General features: G+C 42.7%; 13 protein-coding genes, 2 tRNA genes, 3 rRNA genes and 2 pseudogenes. 9 read left to right on the top strand and 11 right to left on the bottom strand.

Annotation, left to right across the window (positions count from 1 at the left end; genetic code table 11):
• Nucleotides 1-124 precede the first annotated feature (124 nt).
• The 5 genes from MST17_RS12995 to MST17_RS12975 form a co-directional block, all read right to left on the bottom strand.
• Nucleotides 125-550 (bottom strand): organic hydroperoxide resistance protein, encoded by a 426-nt coding sequence (locus MST17_RS12995; RefSeq protein WP_180025957.1) that lies wholly within the window; start codon nucleotides 548-550, stop codon nucleotides 125-127.
• Between the two features lie 95 nt (nucleotides 551-645).
• Nucleotides 646-1,470, bottom strand: a complete 825-nt coding sequence (locus tag MST17_RS12990) for a carbon-nitrogen hydrolase family protein (RefSeq protein ID WP_180025956.1) — start codon at nucleotides 1,468-1,470, stop codon at nucleotides 646-648.
• 32 nt (nucleotides 1,471-1,502) lie between these two features.
• Nucleotides 1,503-2,021, bottom strand: coding sequence for an anti-anti-sigma factor GigB (gene gigB, locus MST17_RS12985; protein WP_180020948.1), 519 nt, complete (start codon nucleotides 2,019-2,021; stop codon nucleotides 1,503-1,505).
• 112 nt (nucleotides 2,022-2,133) lie between these two features.
• Entirely contained in the window at nucleotides 2,134-3,102 is a 969-nt protein-coding gene (gene gigA, locus MST17_RS12980; RefSeq protein ID WP_180025955.1) for an RsbU family protein phosphatase GigA, read from the bottom strand.
• A gap of 98 nt (nucleotides 3,103-3,200) precedes the next feature.
• A complete protein-coding gene (locus MST17_RS12975; RefSeq protein ID WP_180025954.1) occupies nucleotides 3,201-4,157 on the bottom strand; it encodes a VacJ family lipoprotein in 957 nt (318 codons plus the stop codon).
• A gap of 537 nt (nucleotides 4,158-4,694) precedes the next feature.
• Between MST17_RS12975 and MST17_RS12970 the strand changes: the two genes are divergently transcribed.
• The 5 genes from MST17_RS12970 (at nucleotide 4,695) to rrf (ending at nucleotide 10,182) form a co-directional block, all read left to right on the top strand.
• A 16S ribosomal RNA gene (locus MST17_RS12970) occupies nucleotides 4,695-6,232 on the top strand.
• A 61-nt stretch (nucleotides 6,233-6,293) separates the two neighbouring features.
• Nucleotides 6,294-6,370 (top strand) — tRNA-Ile (locus MST17_RS12965).
• Nucleotides 6,371-6,418: 48 nt separating this feature from the next.
• Nucleotides 6,419-6,494: transfer RNA gene (locus tag MST17_RS12960), tRNA-Ala, on the top strand.
• A 425-nt stretch (nucleotides 6,495-6,919) separates the two neighbouring features.
• Nucleotides 6,920-9,813 (top strand): 23S ribosomal RNA (locus tag MST17_RS12955).
• A gap of 254 nt (nucleotides 9,814-10,067) precedes the next feature.
• A 5S ribosomal RNA gene (gene rrf, locus MST17_RS12950) occupies nucleotides 10,068-10,182 on the top strand.
• The 16S, 23S and 5S rRNA genes sit together here with 2 tRNA genes alongside, the layout of an rRNA operon.
• A gap of 122 nt (nucleotides 10,183-10,304) precedes the next feature.
• On the opposite strand, the pseudogene MST17_RS12945 reads toward rrf, so the two are convergent.
• A pseudogene (locus MST17_RS12945) lies at nucleotides 10,305-10,430 on the bottom strand (hypothetical protein); the annotation flags it as partial.
• 32 nt (nucleotides 10,431-10,462) lie between these two features.
• Here MST17_RS12945 and MST17_RS12940 point away from each other — a divergent pair.
• Nucleotides 10,463-10,803: pseudogene (locus MST17_RS12940) on the top strand (IS3 family transposase); the annotation flags it as partial.
• Nucleotides 10,804-10,944: 141 nt separating this feature from the next.
• On the opposite strand, the gene MST17_RS12935 reads toward MST17_RS12940, so the two are convergent.
• Genes MST17_RS12935 through MST17_RS12925 form a run of 3 tightly spaced genes read right to left on the bottom strand, consistent with a single transcriptional unit; the run spans nucleotide 10,945 to nucleotide 12,714 of the window.
• Entirely contained in the window at nucleotides 10,945-11,586 is a 642-nt protein-coding gene (locus tag MST17_RS12935; RefSeq protein ID WP_180005137.1) for a hypothetical protein, read from the bottom strand.
• 18 nt (nucleotides 11,587-11,604) lie between these two features.
• Entirely contained in the window at nucleotides 11,605-12,033 is a 429-nt protein-coding gene (locus MST17_RS12930; RefSeq protein ID WP_180005136.1) for a ClpXP protease specificity-enhancing factor, read from the bottom strand.
• A 27-nt stretch (nucleotides 12,034-12,060) separates the two neighbouring features.
• The gene (locus tag MST17_RS12925; protein WP_180026697.1) at nucleotides 12,061-12,714 is read right to left on the bottom strand and encodes a glutathione S-transferase N-terminal domain-containing protein; all 654 of its coding nucleotides are present in this window, start codon (nucleotides 12,712-12,714) and stop codon (nucleotides 12,061-12,063) included.
• 164 nt (nucleotides 12,715-12,878) lie between these two features.
• Between MST17_RS12925 and MST17_RS12920 the strand changes: the two genes are divergently transcribed.
• Nucleotides 12,879-13,124, top strand: coding sequence for a hypothetical protein (locus MST17_RS12920; protein WP_180011640.1), 246 nt, complete (start codon nucleotides 12,879-12,881; stop codon nucleotides 13,122-13,124).
• 62 nt (nucleotides 13,125-13,186) lie between these two features.
• Here MST17_RS12920 and rpsI read toward each other — a convergent pair whose 3' ends face one another.
• Together rpsI and rplM are read right to left on the bottom strand one after the other, a co-directional pair.
• A complete protein-coding gene (rpsI, locus tag MST17_RS12915; protein WP_078190115.1) occupies nucleotides 13,187-13,573 on the bottom strand; it encodes a 30S ribosomal protein S9 in 387 nt (128 codons plus the stop codon).
• A gap of 12 nt (nucleotides 13,574-13,585) precedes the next feature.
• Nucleotides 13,586-14,014 carry a 50S ribosomal protein L13 gene (gene rplM / locus MST17_RS12910; protein ID WP_004722943.1) on the bottom strand — a complete coding sequence of 143 codons (429 nt, stop codon included), beginning with the start codon at nucleotides 14,012-14,014 and terminating at the stop codon, nucleotides 13,586-13,588.
• A 661-nt stretch (nucleotides 14,015-14,675) separates the two neighbouring features.
• Here rplM and pdxA point away from each other — a divergent pair.
• Together pdxA and MST17_RS12900 are read left to right on the top strand one after the other, a co-directional pair.
• Entirely contained in the window at nucleotides 14,676-15,659 is a 984-nt protein-coding gene (gene pdxA / locus MST17_RS12905; RefSeq protein ID WP_180011638.1) for a 4-hydroxythreonine-4-phosphate dehydrogenase PdxA, read from the top strand.
• 21 nt (nucleotides 15,660-15,680) lie between these two features.
• The gene (locus MST17_RS12900; protein WP_180050329.1) at nucleotides 15,681-16,538 is read left to right on the top strand and encodes a pilus assembly protein PilJ; all 858 of its coding nucleotides are present in this window, start codon (nucleotides 15,681-15,683) and stop codon (nucleotides 16,536-16,538) included.
• Nucleotides 16,539-16,557: the final 19 nt, after the last annotated feature.

The raw sequence follows: 16,557 nt of genomic DNA, 5'->3' as shown, positions 1-16,557 counted from the left end.
TTCTATAAAATTCAATGTTGTGATTTTTGCTTAATATAATAGAATTTTTTATTTTTAAGGTTATATTTTTTATAAAATTATTAAAAAAATCCCAAAGCGATTGCTTTGGGATGTACACCGTCAATCAAACAATCACATTCAGCGTCACATCAATATTGCCGCGTGTCGCATTTGAATAAGGGCACACAATATGCGCAGCATCGACCAGTTTTTGGGCTTCTGCCTGATCCATCCCTTCTAAATGAATATTTAAGGTCACTTCAATACCGAAACCGGTCGGGATCGGACCAATACCAACTTCACCTTCAATATAGGCATCTTGAGATATATTTAATTTATCGCGGTTGGCAACAAATTTCATCGCACCTAAAAAACACGCTGAATAACCAGCGGCGAAGAGTTGTTCGGGATTTGTGCCATTACCTGTACCCCCCATAATTTTCGGCACAGCCAATTGAACATCTAAATGACCATCGGACGTCGTTGCACGACCATCACGACCGCCAGTGGCTTTTGCATGGGCTGTATAAACTGCTTTTTCTAAAGTCATTTTTCTAATCCCTCAGATGATGGTTCAAAATCATATCGTGGGGGATTTTGCTGAAATAATATTCAGTTTTTTTGTAATTTTATACAGGGTGAAAATCAATATTGAACCAAAACACGGTGCTGCATCAGTGGCATTGATGCGCGAACCTGTTGCTGTTCGTCTAAGTCAAAGGGAACAGTAAGTAGTTGAGCGCCTTCTTCTGCGGTGATTGCTAAAATTTGACCACGGCTATTGCTTGCTCCAGTATGCCCCCAAGTTTGACGTTTTTCACCATGCCAACCTTGTTGTGCTGCACCTAATACAGCACATTGGCTATCCATAGCGCGGGCTTGCAGTAAGAGCTGCCAGTGCATTTCACCTGTAGTATAAGTAAAAGCAGCAGGTGCAGTTAAAATATCTGCACCTTGGGTACGAAGTTTCAAAGCCAGTTCAGGAAAGCGTAAGTCGTAGCACACCATCAGGCCAATATTGCCAAAAGGTGTTTTTGCGACCACAGTTTCAGTACCAGGTTCAAAGAATTTTGATTCTTGATAGCCGCCGACAGCGTCACCAACTTGCACGTCAAATAAATGAATTTTGTCATAACGTGCTTCGGTACGTTCAGGGCTAATGCAAAGGCTGACGGTACGGACACGACCATCTTGAATGATCGAGCCATCTGGACGATAAGGGCATGGGAGCGTGCCTGCAACAATCCAAAGTTGATAACGATGTGCGAGTTGTTCTAGTCGCTGCTGAATACTTTCAAATTGCGCCGCGGTTTCGCGTTGTTTACCTGCGGCAAAGCAGACAAAATTTTCAGGAAATACAATGAGACTCGCACCTTGAGCCTGACTTTGTTGCATCAATGATTCAATCACTTTGAAGTTATCTTCAATGTTATTTTGAGAATTCATTTGTGCAACGGAAAGTAAAGTCATGCGAAGAGGGTCTCTGCTGTGATTAACCTAAATTAGACATTTTGCTGCTTGGGTTGCTCTAGATTGTCCTGCTCTTTTTGCAGTTGTTTGACCAAAGGCTCAAACATATTTTGGTTGCTATCATTTAGTTTCATCAGCGTTTTGTGTGCATCTAAAACCGTATTCAGCATATTGCTATGGGTAATGTGTTCTTCCATAAGTGCGCGAGTGCATACATTTGGATCACCACAATAATTCAAAATAACAAACACCTGACCTAAACCCATGCTATTGGCAAGCGTTGTGATATCAGAGTTTGTAGACAACATTACCGCTTGGATATGGTGAACTTGTTTGAGCTTCAAACCCAGTTTCGCCAAAATGCCAAGAACAGTACTATCGATAAATGTCGTTTGGGTTAAATCAACGATTGCACCGACGACATTTTGTTGCTGTTCAATTTTGTTTAATAACTTGTCTAGACTAATACAAGATTGGGCACGCACTTCGCCAATAAGCTTAAAAATATGCGTTCCGTTCAAGCTTGCATATTCAACATGACCTGTTGACATATAAATGCCATTTGCAGAGAAGGATAGTAAATTATCCCATAGGGGCACAGCTTACTCAAGTAGCCGAGTATGATCAGAAAGTCGTATTCGGTTTAAGTGATTGATTTCGTGATTAATTGATTCGACGTAAACTTAGGATGGCAATGTCGTCAGCAACATGGTCTGGTGCTTGAAATGATTGATTTTGCAAGTGATAAACCAATTGACCTAGCTGTTCATTCAATCCACCGTCAAAAGGTTCGAGTGCGCCATCGGAGCAAATTACAAAGCGAGAATAACGATTTAAGATAAATTCAAACTCTTCAACTTCTAGGTCTTCAGTTAAGCCGAGTGGGAAGCTGCTGGTATTTAAAATTCGCGCAGGAAGACCGGGTTCAAATAAAATGGCCGGCGGATAATGCCCTGCACTAGACCATTTCAAGACATGCGTATCGAGATTGAGTATCCCAGCAATCATGGTAATGTGCTTTTCAATATTTTCTTGAACCAGCATGCCATTGAGCTTTTTGATGAGTTCTCTCGGGGTTTTTGAACGACCGTGGAAAGCAGCCATCCATGAGGTCAGTAAACTACTCGTTACCCCATGACCAGACACATCTGCGAGATAAAACATGATTTCTTTATCACTGATTTTCCAGTAATCGTACCAATCACCCGATAAATAAGCAGATGGCTGGAAGAATGTTTCAACTTTATAATTGTGGAGTTCGATTGGATTTGGCAGTAAGCGTTTTTGCAAATCTGCAGCAGAAGGAAGGTCGCGGCTGTCTTGATTGCGTTTGTATTGCGCATCAATTTTAGTAAGTGCCACCTGAAGGTTAGTTGGGATATGATCCCAAACCCATCCTGCTAAAGCGCCTTGTTGCCAAGCTTGAGCCAATGCAGCACCTTCATGCTCAAAAGCGAGCACAATAGTAGGAAGTGTCCATTGGTGATTTAAAAAGTCGGCAACATCAGCAATTGCAATGATCGTTGGATCATACAAGTCTAGATCTTCAATGTTAATCATTTGTACGCTAGGAAGCGCATCAAGTACCTGATCTAAATATGGAATATCACGAGTAGGTTGAATGAAATACATAAAGAATTAGATGAATCCTTCGATAGACAATAAGTGTACTATAGCAAGCTAATGATGGCTGGAGGTAAAAACCACACCAGCCAATTGAAAAATTTTATTTATTCAGTTAATACCGTGTCGGTATCATCTGAAATGCTATCATCAATGAAATCGGTAGAATCATCAGATGAAACGTCTGTTGAATTATCTTCAGATTCATCAATGTCGTCATCTTCTTCATCAATAAATAGGTTTTCTTCAGCGATACCTTTTTTCTCAGAAATTGAATAATTCAGGCGTTGTAAATAGATGTCGCGAATTTGAGCATATTTATCGCCTTGCAATACACCTTCAATATCCAGTAATTGAGCGCGAGTATCGATTCCACGTAAAGTTTGCTCAGACCAATACGCCACATCATGACCATTAAGCATATATTTCTGTGGACGTCCTTGACTATCTACAGCTAGACCGACGGTTTGGCGCAATGTGCTTGGGCCAAGCACTGGTAGAACAATATAAGGACCAGAAGGAATACCGTAATATCCTAAAGTTGCGCCAAAATTTTCATCTTCAGTTTCTAAGCCTAGGCGACTTGCAGGGTCAGCAAAACCTAAGGTTGTCAGTGTATTAATAGTAAAACGGCCTAGACTTTTTGCCGCACGTGTTGGTCGTCCTTGGATGAGTTGGTTAAATGCGTTCCAAGGTTCGCCCAAATTTTTACGGAATAAACGATAAGATTCACGAATATCCTTAGGGGTTTTTGCTACATATTGCACAGCAGCAGGGCGGGCAATATGGACATCTAAATAATCATTAAATGCGTAAACTTTCCGGTTGATCGGTTGGAAAGGGTCTTTATCTTCTTCTGATTGTGCTGCATTGGCATTTACAGATAATTTTTTTGCAACTTCAGATGACTTGACCATCGCAGCATGCGCAAGTTGTTGTGTTTTTGATTTATTGGCAGCTTCTGAGTCTTGAGCAACAGGTGCTGAAGCCTCGTCATTTGCAAATACAGGTGTTGTTACGACAAGTGACAATAATCCTGCATATAAAAAAGAAGTTTGGCGCATATATAGTCCTGACGCTTTTAGCGCGGCAAAATGTTTGCCGTATAATAAGTAAAAACGTTCAAATAATCTTGATTTATTACTATTAAACCAAATTTGATCAAAATATGAATGAAAAAATGTAATTTGAGTGAAAAATGTGCGCTCAAAATAATTATTTTAAAAAAGGTGTTGCAACGGATGTGAAATGCTGTAGAATGCACATCCATCGGCGGTGATGAAGATTAAAACTTCTGATAAAACAATGACTTGGTTGAATTGATTGAGTTGGTTTTTATTTGATAAGTTTAAAAATAATTTGAATTACTGGTTGACTCTTTAGAAATAAAGAGTAATATAGCCGACCTAGCTTGCTGGTGACGAACCAACAAGAAGATCATTAAGAGATTATGAAGAACAACTTGTGTGGATTTTTACTGATTGATTGATCGAAATTATTTTCATTGATTGATGGTAGAAATTACTCGAAGTTTATTTGAGCAAATTTTTGTCAGTAATTGATGAGCCAAGATTGGTACCCTTTAAGGTACTATTGATTTTAAACTGAAGAGTTTGATCATGGCTCAGATTGAACGCTGGCGGCAGGCTTAACACATGCAAGTCGAGCGGGGAAAGGTAGCTTGCTACCTTACCTAGCGGCGGACGGGTGAGTAATGCTTAGGAATCTGCCTATTAGTGGGGGACAACATTTCGAAAGGAATGCTAATACCGCATACGCCCTACGGGGGAAAGCAGGGGACCTTCGGGCCTTGCGCTAATAGATGAGCCTAAGTCGGATTAGCTAGTTGGTGGGGTAAAGGCCTACCAAGGCGACGATCTGTAGCGGGTCTGAGAGGATGATCCGCCACACTGGGACTGAGACACGGCCCAGACTCCTACGGGAGGCAGCAGTGGGGAATATTGGACAATGGGGGGAACCCTGATCCAGCCATGCCGCGTGTGTGAAGAAGGCCTTTTGGTTGTAAAGCACTTTAAGCGAGGAGGAGGCTACCTTAGTTAATACCTAGGGATAGTGGACGTTACTCGCAGAATAAGCACCGGCTAACTCTGTGCCAGCAGCCGCGGTAATACAGAGGGTGCGAGCGTTAATCGGATTTACTGGGCGTAAAGCGTGCGTAGGCGGCTTTTTAAGTCGGATGTGAAATCCCCGAGCTTAACTTGGGAATTGCATTCGATACTGGGAAGCTAGAGTATGGGAGAGGATGGTAGAATTCCAGGTGTAGCGGTGAAATGCGTAGAGATCTGGAGGAATACCGATGGCGAAGGCAGCCATCTGGCCTAATACTGACGCTGAGGCACGAAAGCATGGGGAGCAAACAGGATTAGATACCCTGGTAGTCCATGCCGTAAACGATGTCTACTAGCCGTTGGGGCCTTTGAGGCTTTAGTGGCGCAGCTAACGCGATAAGTAGACCGCCTGGGGAGTACGGTCGCAAGACTAAAACTCAAATGAATTGACGGGGGCCCGCACAAGCGGTGGAGCATGTGGTTTAATTCGATGCAACGCGAAGAACCTTACCTGGTCTTGACATAGTAAGAACTTTCCAGAGATGGATTGGTGCCTTCGGGAACTTACATACAGGTGCTGCATGGCTGTCGTCAGCTCGTGTCGTGAGATGTTGGGTTAAGTCCCGCAACGAGCGCAACCCTTTTCCTTATTTGCCATCGGGTTAAGCCGGGAACTTTAAGGATACTGCCAGTGACAAACTGGAGGAAGGCGGGGACGACGTCAAGTCATCATGGCCCTTACGACCAGGGCTACACACGTGCTACAATGGTCGGTACAAAGGGTTGCTACTCCGCGAGGAGATGCTAATCTCAAAAAGCCGATCGTAGTCCGGATTGGAGTCTGCAACTCGACTCCATGAAGTCGGAATCGCTAGTAATCGCGGATCAGAATGCCGCGGTGAATACGTTCCCGGGCCTTGTACACACCGCCCGTCACACCATGGGAGTTTGTTGCACCAGAAGTAGGTAGTCTAACCGTAAGGAGGACGCTTACCACGGTGTGGCCGATGACTGGGGTGAAGTCGTAACAAGGTAGCCGTAGGGGAACCTGCGGCTGGATCACCTCCTTAACGAAAGATTGACGATTGGTAAGAATCCACAACAAGTTGTTCTTCATGACGATGTATCTGAGGGTCTGTAGCTCAGTTGGTTAGAGCACACGCTTGATAAGCGTGGGGTCACAAGTTCAAGTCTTGTCAGACCCACCACTACTGACGAAGTACGGAAAATCAGAGACATTGACTTATTGATAAGCTGGGGACTTAGCTTAGTTGGTAGAGCGCCTGCTTTGCACGCAGGAGGTCAGGAGTTCGACTCTCCTAGTCTCCACCATACATTGCTACGCAATGTATAGAGAACGAAGCTAAAATAAACAATCAAACGATTGTTAGCTTAGTCCTTAAGCGATCAAGTGCTTAGGTTATAGAGCTTAGCAACAAAGTGGCGTATGATTCGCTTCATTGTTATTAAGCTCTGTGATTTATCACAGTTTCCTGACCTGACGAAGGCTGGAAAAATCATTAACAGAATATATTTGAGTTGAAATAATTTGTTCATACTCGTTTGATTTAACCTAACAAGCAATTGTGAAAGTTGAATGAAATGAGTTACTAGCGAAATTAACTGAATCAAGCGTTTTGGTATATGAATCTAATTGAAGCTGTACAGTGATTAAGTTCACGAGACTCTAACTGTGGCAATTAAGTTTGCGACGCGAAATACAACTTGTATGTATTAGCGACTGTTTGGGGTTGTATAGTCAAGTAATTAAGTGCATGTGGTGGATGCCTTGGCAGTCAGAGGCGATGAAAGACGTAATAGCCTGCGATAAGCTCCGGGGAGGCGGCAAATATCCTGTGATCCGGAGATTTCTGAATGGGGAAACCCACCCGCTATAAGGCGGGTATCATAAACTGAATACATAGGTTTATGAGGCGAACGAGGGGAAGTGAAACATCTCAGTACCCTTAGGAAAAGAAATCAATTGAGATTCCCTCAGTAGCGGCGAGCGAACGGGGAAAAGCCCATTAAGTTATCTAAGCTTTAGTGGAACGCTCTGGGAAGTGCGACCATAGTAGGTGATAGTCCTGTACGCGAAAGGGCTTAGATAATGATGTCGAGTAGGGCGAGGCACGTGAAACCTTGTCTGAATATGGGGGGACCATCCTCCAAGGCTAAATACTCCTGACTGACCGATAGTGAACCAGTACCGTGAGGGAAAGGCGAAAAGAACCCCTGTGAGGGGAGTGAAATAGATCCTGAAACCGCATGCATACAAGCAGTGGGAGCCAACTTGTTTGGTGACTGCGTACCTTTTGTATAATGGGTCAGCGACTTACATTCAGTAGCAAGGTTAACCGATTAGGGGAGCCGTAGAGAAATCGAGTCTTAATAGGGCGTTTAGTTGCTGGGTGTAGACCCGAAACCGGGTGATCTATCCATGAGCAGGTTGAAGGTTGGGTAACACTAACTGGAGGACCGAACCCACTGTCGTTGAAAAGCCAGGGGATGACTTGTGGATAGGGGTGAAAGGCTAATCAAACTCGGTGATAGCTGGTTCTCCCCGAAAGCTATTTAGGTAGCGCCTCGGACGAATACCATTGGGGGTAGAGCACTGTTTCGGCTAGGGGGTCATCCCGACTTACCAAACCGATGCAAACTCCGAATACCAATGAGTACTATCCGGGAGACAGACTGCGGGTGCTAACGTCCGTAGTCAAGAGGAAAACAATCCAGACCGCCAGCTAAGGCCCCAAAATTATAGTTAAGTGGGAAACGATGTGGGAAGGCATAGACAGCTAGGAGGTTGGCTTAGAAGCAGCCACCCTTTAAAGAAAGCGTAATAGCTCACTAGTCGAGTCGGCCTGCGCGGAAGATGTAACGGGGCTAAAACTATATGCCGAAGCTGCGGATTTACACATTAGTGTAAGTGGTAGGGGAGCGTTCTGTAAGCCGATGAAGGTGGATTGAGAAGTCTGCTGGAGGTATCAGAAGTGCGAATGCTGACGTGAGTAACGACAAAACGGGTGAAAAACCCGTTCGCTGAAAGACCAAGGGTTCCAGTCCAACGTTAATCGGGGCTGGGTGAGTCGACCCCTAAGGCGAGGCCGAGAGGCGTAGTCGATGGGAAATTGGTTAATATTCCAATACTTCAGTGTAATGCGATGAGAGGACGGAGAAGGTTAAGTCAGCCTGGCGTTGGTTGTCCAGGTGAAAGGAAGTAGGCATGTATCTTAGGCAAATCCGGGGTACTCTATGCTGAGATCTGACAGCAAGCTGTACTTGTACAGTGAAGTGGCTGATACCATACTTCCAGGAAAAGTCTCTAAGCTTCAGTTACACTGGAATCGTACCCGAAACCGACACAGGTGGTCAGGTCGAGTAGACCAAAGCGCTTGAGAGAACTCTGCTGAAGGAACTAGGCAAAATGGTACCGTAACTTCGGGAGAAGGTACGCTGCTTTTGGTGATGGAACTTGCTTCCTGAGCTGAGAGCAGCCACAGAAACCAGGCCCCTGCAACTGTTTATTAAAAACATAGCACTCTGCAAACACGAAAGTGGACGTATAGGGTGTGATGCCTGCCCGGTGCTGGAAGGTTAATTGATGGGGTTAGCGTAAGCGAAGCTCTTGATCGAAGCCCCAGTAAACGGCGGCCGTAACTATAACGGTCCTAAGGTAGCGAAATTCCTTGTCGGGTAAGTTCCGACCTGCACGAATGGCATAATGATGGGGGCGCTGTCTCCAGCAGAGGCTCAGTGAAATCGAATTCGCCGTGAAGATGCGGTGTACCCGCGGCTAGACGGAAAGACCCCGTGAACCTTTACTGCAGCTTGACATTGAACTTTGATCTTACTTGTGTAGGATAGGTGGGAGGCTTTGAAACCGAGACGCTAGTTTCGGTGGAGCCAATCTTGAAATACCACCCTGGTAATATTGAGGTTCTAACTCTGTCCCGTTATCCGGGACGAGGACCATGTCTGGTGGGTAGTTTGACTGGGGCGGTCTCCTCCTAAAGAGTAACGGAGGAGTACGAAGGTGCGCTCAGCGTGGTCGGAAATCACGCGTAGAGTATAAAGGCAAAAGCGCGCTTAACTGCGAGACCCACAAGTCGAGCAGGTACGAAAGTAGGTCTTAGTGATCCGGTGGTTCTGTATGGAAGGGCCATCGCTCAACGGATAAAAGGTACTCTGGGGATAACAGGCTGATACCGCCCAAGAGTTCATATCGACGGCGGTGTTTGGCACCTCGATGTCGGCTCATCTCATCCTGGGGCTGAAGCAGGTCCCAAGGGTATGGCTGTTCGCCATTTAAAGAGGTACGCGAGCTGGGTTTAGAACGTCGTGAGACAGTTCGGTCCCTATCTACCGTGGGCGCTGGAAATTTGAGAGGATCTGCTCCTAGTACGAGAGGACCAGAGTGGACGAACCTCTGGTGTACCGGTTGTGACGCCAGTCGCATCGCCGGGTAGCTATGTTCGGAAGGGATAACCGCTGAAAGCATCTAAGCGGGAAGCCTACCTCAAGATAAGATTTCCCTTGGACTTTATGTCCACTAAAGAGCCGTTGAAGACTACGACGTTGATAGGTTGGATGTGGAAGTGCGGTGACGCATGAAGCTGACCAATACTAATTGCTCGTGAGGCTTGACTATACAACACCCAAGCAGTTGTATATATAGCATCAATTGATTCACATATAATCAATCAAACTTGATTTAGTTGAAAAGCTAGATACATGAGCGAGGAATAAACAAACATTAATTATGTTTGTTCGAGCGCAAGACATAAAGCTATGCTTTATGTTAAAATCAACTCAAATATACCTGTTAATAACTCATTTGGTAGAAAACTTAGCACGAAGAGCACTGCTCTGAGATTAGACTAAGCAAGTATCCATAACAGTTGTGCTGGCGACAATAGCAAGAGTGAACCACCTGATCCCTTCCCGAACTCAGAAGTGAAACCTCTTAGCGCTGATGGTAGTGTGGGGTTACCCATGTGAGAGTAAGTCATCGCCAGCTCATTATTCGAAACACCCCCTGATATCTCAGGGGGTGTTTTTTTATGCGTGGAAAAAAGATAAAAGGGGGCGAAAATAAAGCGTTGGAAATCCAACGCTATAAATCGACCTAAAACGATAAAATTATTTTAACTGACGTCGTGCATGCTTTAATGCAGTTCTTAACCCTTCTTCTAAAGTTGGATGATAAAAGGGTTTATTTAAAATTTCATGAATGGTTCGTTCTTCTGAAATCATCCAAGCTAACATAAGCCAATGACTGCATAATTTGAATTGTGGGCGGGTATCCAACGAATATCATGGTCCATTCTGACCAAGGCTCACAGCACTGTAGTCGTGATTTTAGAGCGCTATTATTGATGAACAACTGCATCCAAAGCATGTCTAGACGAGGCCTTGCGCAGTATATTGCTCATGGGATAATGCAGTAACAGAAAGCTTCTTTCACACATTTAAAGGTCATGTGGTACATGGCAGTGTATTTTTGACCCGAAAAGAAGCCAATGTTGTCTTGTTTGACTATATTGAGATTTACTACAATCGAGTGAGAAGGCACTCTGCAAATGGTTGGTTAAGCCCAGAAGCCTTTGAGCAGAAATATTTTAAGAATTTAGAGGGATAGGTTGTCCACGATACTGCCTGGGATCATTATTTGGCTACCTTTATCGGGTAAATTTTATATTTAAAATATCAATATCCTAAATATTCGATTAAAAAAAACCTGCTTAAAAAGCAGGTCATAGATTTAGAGAAATGAAGTCAATTAAGCAAAAATATTACATGCTGCAGATGCCAAAATCCATAGAATCACCACTGCAACTACTGGCTCTACAATTTTTGACCAAGTCGGTACTTGTACTTCAGTTGTTACGTCTTCTTGTGTATGTTGTTGATTAACCATTTGATTGAACTCCTTCATTGATGCTTCTAATGATATCTCTTCTTGCAGATTTGGTTTAGAACCAAGGAGCTCTGTTAGGTTGTTTGTTGACCAAACCCAATCATCCGCTTGACCAGAAAGGTGTTCAATTTGGCCGTTGAGTAATTCTTGAATGCTTTGTGGTGAGTGTGAGCCGGTATCATGAAGTTGCTTTAATTCATTTAATTGTAAATGAAAAATTTCAGTTGTTAGGTGTTCAAGTTCAGAGCGCTCTAATATTGATGCATTCGATGGATTGGTGGTCAGATGGCGTGAAACTTCTTGAATATAGAGTTCATCAGGATGAGTAATTTCTTGATAAACCTTTTGAGCATTATTGCGGAGCTGATGAATCAATTCACCTAAGGTTAAAGCATTAATTTCACGTAAATGTTGTCGTTTTTCTTCACGATTTAAATGACTTAAAAGCGTAGGCTTTTGAGATTCTATTTGTTCGACAAAATATTGTACTAAATCAAAAGCCATTATTCGCTTCCTTATTCTTTAATCGAGCAACCTTAAACCCGGTTTTTTCTTCGGTTGCTCTTGTTGTTCTTGGTCGTTTGATTTTAAAGCATTTTGATCATTCTGAATACCTTCATATTCTTGAGGATCGAAGAACATTCCTTGACCATTTTCACGTGCATAGATGCCTAGAACAGCAGAAAAGGGGATATAGAGGTTTTGCGAAACGCCACCAAAGCGTGCAGAGAAAGTAATCGTCTCATTACTCATGTGTAGCGCATGCGTTGCATGAGGTGCGATATTCAGGACAATTTGGCCATCTTGAATATATTGAACTGGCACCATCGTACCATTCTGTGTCGCATCGACAAGTAGGTAGGGGGTAAGTTGGTTTTCACAAATCCATTCATAAAGTGCCCGTGTTAAGTATGGACGTGTTGGAGTGAATTGTAGTTCCTGTTCAGACATAATGCTTACTCGAATATTTATGGAAAATTAATTTTTTACTAAAAGCTCGCTATAGCGATTTTTTTCCTGCAATGTCATTGATTTGATAAATGCTGGACGGCTAAAGATGCGTTGGCAATAGAGAAATATAGGGCGGCATTGCTGTTTGGGAAGCTCAATACCCATGGCTTTTAGGCGCAGAAATATAGGCGCGAGCATACAGTCTAACATGCTAAATTGTTCAGACATAAAATAAGGATAATGCTGAAACAAGGGGGTTAGTGAAATGAGTGTATCACGTAATTGTTTTTGTGCGTTTTGCTTGGCTTTTTCATCGAGGGTATCGGGATGGCGAAGCATAATATCAGCCAGTCTTAACCAATCTTGTTCGAAGCGCCATACATATTGACGTTGCTCTGCACGAGGCATAGGTGCATCTGCATACAGTTTATTTTGACGATAACGGTCATCCAGATATTCGGCAATAATACTGCTGTTATAGAGTTTTAGGCCATTTTCAATCATCATCGGAAGTTGATTGTAGGGATTTAAACTCGCAAGATCTTCGTCTTCATCATCAGCAATAATTAAATTATGTTTGATTTGCTTCTCTGCAAGTACATAGCGTATCCAGTGTGAGCGAAAGTCATCCGCATGACTGTAAAGCGTAATCCCTTGGAGAGGTGCATTTTCGACTGACATAATCCGAGACGATGAGAAATGAATAAGATAGGATACTAAAATTAGACAGTAAAATCACGGAGACTTTAGCAATATCAATGCCGCTACAGCGAAAATTACAGTTTTGTTTTATTTGATATTATCTGATAGATTTTCATGTCATTCATTTACCTGATCATCACCGCATGATGACCATTGCACTTGTACAAAAAATATTATTTTTCGCTGCTGTTATTTTTATGGGCATTGGCTTTTATACGGCACTCGCTGGAGGTTATGCCTCTGATTATGGAGCAGAGGATGATAGCCCAGAACAAAAAAGCAAAATGACCATCTGTACAATTACACTAACACTGTCGGTTATATGCTTAATTGCGAGTTTGAGTCTCTTTGTTTATCGGATCATTGTTCTATTTGCATCATCTTCATAAAAATTAAGACATAAAAAAACCTTGGCATAAGCCAAGGTTTTTTGTCCGATTCGGTAAACGAATTAACGTTTAGAGAATTGAGGACGTTTACGAGCTTTACGTAAACCAAGTTTCTTACGTTCAACTTCACGAGCATCACGAGTAACGAAACCAGCTTGACGAAGAGCAGGTTTAAGAGTTTCGTCAGAAGCGATCAATGCACGAGTAATACCGTGACGGATAGCGCCTGCTTGACCACCGATACCACCACCAGCAACAGTGATGTAAAGGTCATATTTCTCAGTAGCTTCTAAAAGCTCAAGTGGTTGGTTAACAACCATACGAGCAGTTTCACGACCGAAATATTGTTCTAAAGAACGGTTGTTGATTACGAGTTTACCAGTACCAGCTGATAGGAAAACACGTGCAGTTGCGGTCTTACGGCGACCTGTACCATAGTTAGTAGCCATGTGCTGTATCCCTTAGATGTCCAAAACTTGTGGCTGTTGAGCAGTATGTGGATGCTCAGTACCAGCGTACACTTTCATTTTCTTGATCATTGCATAACCAAGAGGACCTTTTGGCAACATGCCTTTTACAGCACGTTCGAAGATTTCTTCTGGTTTGTGAGCAACTAATTTTTCGAAATTAGTTTCACGAATACCACCAGGGAAACCAGTGTGGCGATAATATTTCTTATCAAGTGATTTTTTACCAGTCACTTGAACTTGCTCAGCATTGATAACAACGATGTAGTCACCAGTGTCAACGTGAGGAGTATAAGAAGTTTTGTGCTTACCGCGTAAACGACGAGCGATTTCAGTCGCAAGGCGACCTAAAGTTTTGCCAGAAGCATCAACAACGTACCAGTCGTGTTGAACTTCAGCTGGCTTAGCGCTGAGAGTTTTCATTAAACCACTACCTATTATAGTTGGTTTGGACTATGGAAGCTGTCCAAACAAAAGGAGACGCGATTCTATACGAATACGTGAAGAATCACAAATGAAAATATAAAATTTCAAGCGCTGTATTGTAGTATATTTCTTCAGCAATAAACAGTAGATAATCCAGAAATTATAAAAAAAGCGGATGAAAGTAAATCATGTCGAATTCTAATCTGTTAAAAAACACATCTGAACCCTTATTTTGCGACATTGGTGGTATTTAATGGGCTTATGTAGCACCTTGATTTTAAGCCCAACTTTTTTGTATTTGGTATATTTGCATGGGGCGGATGGTGCGATCATCGTTTTGTTGATGATGCTCACTTTATTTTTCCTTAGTTATTTATTGGTTTATCTGTTGATTGGATTATTGCTTGTGAGCGTTATGTCTTTTTGGTTGATAACGAAGTACCCGCAGCATGTGTCAGTCGTTCAGCGCGGCATTATGATTCTTATTTGCATTGATTTGGATCATTGACATTTTAGGTTTTGCTTTCGATTTCATTCCATACAATGTCGTACAACGCGCTTATTTTTGAGTTTTGTCAGGTATTTTTAGTCAATAAAATTAGGTCTGTCATGTGCATCACACAGTATAATAATGTTATTGCACACACAGGATAGACCCATGCTGCCTTTATATATCACGAGCGGTGAACCCGCAGGTATCGGACCTGATATTTGTTTGAGCTTAGCCAATCGAATAGATGAAAGGCCAATTGTGGTTCTTATTGATAAAGATTTGCTGATCAAGCGTGCTCAACAGTTAAAGCTCGAAGTTGAACTGATTGACTATGTTGGGCAGGAAGCGTCGGCAGCTCTAGGTCAGCTTTATGTGGAACATGTACCTGTGGCTAAATCTGTCATCGCAGGTCAGTTAGATGTGAACAATGCAGCCTATGTGTTGGAGCAATTACGGCGTTCTGCAGATTATGCGATGTCTGGCAAAAGTGTTGGTGTTGCAACTGCACCTGTGCAAAAGTCGATTATTAATGATGCCGGTATCCATTTCAGCGGACATACGGAGTTTTATCAAGAATTTGCAGGCGTTGATCGTGTCGTGATGATGCTTGCGACCAAAACGCTCCGTGTCGCATTGGCAACTACACATTTACCGCTTCGTGATGTAGCCGATGCCATTACTCAAGAACGTTTGCATCAAGTCATCGATATATTAATTCATGACTTAAAAACCAAATTTAAAAAAGATCATCCGCATATTTTAGTCTGCGGTCTAAACCCACATGCGGGTGAAGATGGCTATTTGGGCATGGAGGAGATTGAAGTGATCAATCCGGTGCTAGAGCGTTATCGCGCTCAAGGGGTGAATATGAGCCTGAGCTTACCTGCCGATACCTTATTTACCCCTGAAAATTTAAAAGATGCCGATGCGGTTTTGGCGATGTATCACGATCAGGGCTTGCCTGTGTTAAAGTCGCAGGGCTTTGGCGAAGCCATCAATATCACTTTGGGCTTACCGTTTATTCGGACTTCAGTGGATCACGGCACAGCACTGTCACTGGCTGGAACTGGTCTTGCTAAAAGTTCGAGTTTACAGGTGGCGGTTGATTTGGCTTTAGAATTAGCACGTGCGAAAAATAACGAAACTTAATAATAAAGGTTTGAATTTTATATGAATAATAGTAAAAAATTATCAAAAATAAAACAGGAAAATAACAAGATGCTTAGGGCGAAATCGATCATTCGCCCATTTTTTGGGATTGCGTTAGCGTTGATGCTGTCAGCATGTTCAACGCTCGCTACAGATCATCATTTTTGTGAATTAAAAGTATTATCGCTGCAAATTCCAAAACAGACGGAAGGATTTATACGTTTTGCATTACCGGGTGCTGTGGATGGCTTTAAACATAATCAGCAAAAATTTAATCAAGCGCTGACCGCGGTGCATAAAAAATATGCGAATCGTGATGGAGCTGATAAAATGCTTCAAGATGGACAGGCAATCAATGCTAATATTGATCTGCTTGTACAGCATCAAAATAGCCTGAGTGCGCTATATGAATATCAACTTCTTGTAAGTGAAACCATTCCAGGTATTCAAGCTGAATATAACATTCTGGCTGATATGATGGCTAGAGCAAACAATTCAGCTATTCAAGCAATGATTGCCAAAAATCAAGTCTATATTGCGGGACGAATGTTGAGTTCTTTGCTGAAGTTAACTGATGTAAATTCTATTCATCCAGACGATTTAGATGACTTTTTAGCAGATTTTGAAACTTTCAATATTTTTTTGAAGGCTCAACTGAATGGTAATCCCGAACTCGGTGTAGAGCGCGTAAACAATGCTGAAATGCGTGAAAGTTTGCTCTCCATTCAGGCTGAAACTGAAGAAATGATGAAATCTGAAACAATGGCTTTGTTGAAACAAAGAGAGCCATTGCTCAGTGTAATTAACGCGGCTCGGGATAATGTGGCCAAGTCCGAAGAAATTTTTGCTCGCTTGAGTGAATTTGAATCAAGTCAGTAATCGTTGTAATAAACCTATG

Origin of the sequence: Acinetobacter sp. YH16056_T (assembly GCF_024605895.1) — a bacterium.
Lineage (GTDB): Bacteria > Pseudomonadota > Gammaproteobacteria > Pseudomonadales > Moraxellaceae > Acinetobacter > Acinetobacter amyesii.
This window is presented reverse-complemented; position numbering and strand designations above follow the sequence as displayed.

Excerpts from the sequence above, each read along its gene's own strand:
- MST17_RS12995 (WP_180025957.1), bottom strand. The coding sequence starts at position 550 with ATGACTTTAGAAAAAGCAGTTTATACAGCCCATGCAAAAGCCACTGGC.
- MST17_RS12990 (WP_180025956.1), bottom strand. The coding sequence starts at position 1,470 with ATGACTTTACTTTCCGTTGCACAAATGAATTCTCAAAATAACATTGAA.
- gigB (WP_180020948.1), bottom strand. The coding sequence starts at position 2,021 with ATGTCAACAGGTCATGTTGAATATGCAAGCTTGAACGGAACGCATATT.
- gigA (WP_180025955.1), bottom strand. The coding sequence starts at position 3,102 with ATGTATTTCATTCAACCTACTCGTGATATTCCATATTTAGATCAGGTA.
- MST17_RS12975 (WP_180025954.1), bottom strand. The coding sequence starts at position 4,157 with ATGCGCCAAACTTCTTTTTTATATGCAGGATTATTGTCACTTGTCGTA.
- MST17_RS12935 (WP_180005137.1), bottom strand. The coding sequence starts at position 11,586 with ATGGCTTTTGATTTAGTACAATATTTTGTCGAACAAATAGAATCTCAA.
- MST17_RS12930 (WP_180005136.1), bottom strand. The coding sequence starts at position 12,033 with ATGTCTGAACAGGAACTACAATTCACTCCAACACGTCCATACTTAACA.
- MST17_RS12925 (WP_180026697.1), bottom strand. The coding sequence starts at position 12,714 with ATGTCAGTCGAAAATGCACCTCTCCAAGGGATTACGCTTTACAGTCAT.
- MST17_RS12920 (WP_180011640.1), top strand. The coding sequence starts at position 12,879 with ATGATGACCATTGCACTTGTACAAAAAATATTATTTTTCGCTGCTGTT.
- rpsI (WP_078190115.1), bottom strand. The coding sequence starts at position 13,573 with ATGGCTACTAACTATGGTACAGGTCGCCGTAAGACCGCAACTGCACGT.
- rplM (WP_004722943.1), bottom strand. The coding sequence starts at position 14,014 with ATGAAAACTCTCAGCGCTAAGCCAGCTGAAGTTCAACACGACTGGTAC.
- pdxA (WP_180011638.1), top strand. The coding sequence starts at position 14,676 with ATGCTGCCTTTATATATCACGAGCGGTGAACCCGCAGGTATCGGACCT.
- MST17_RS12900 (WP_180050329.1), top strand. The coding sequence starts at position 15,681 with ATGAATAATAGTAAAAAATTATCAAAAATAAAACAGGAAAATAACAAG.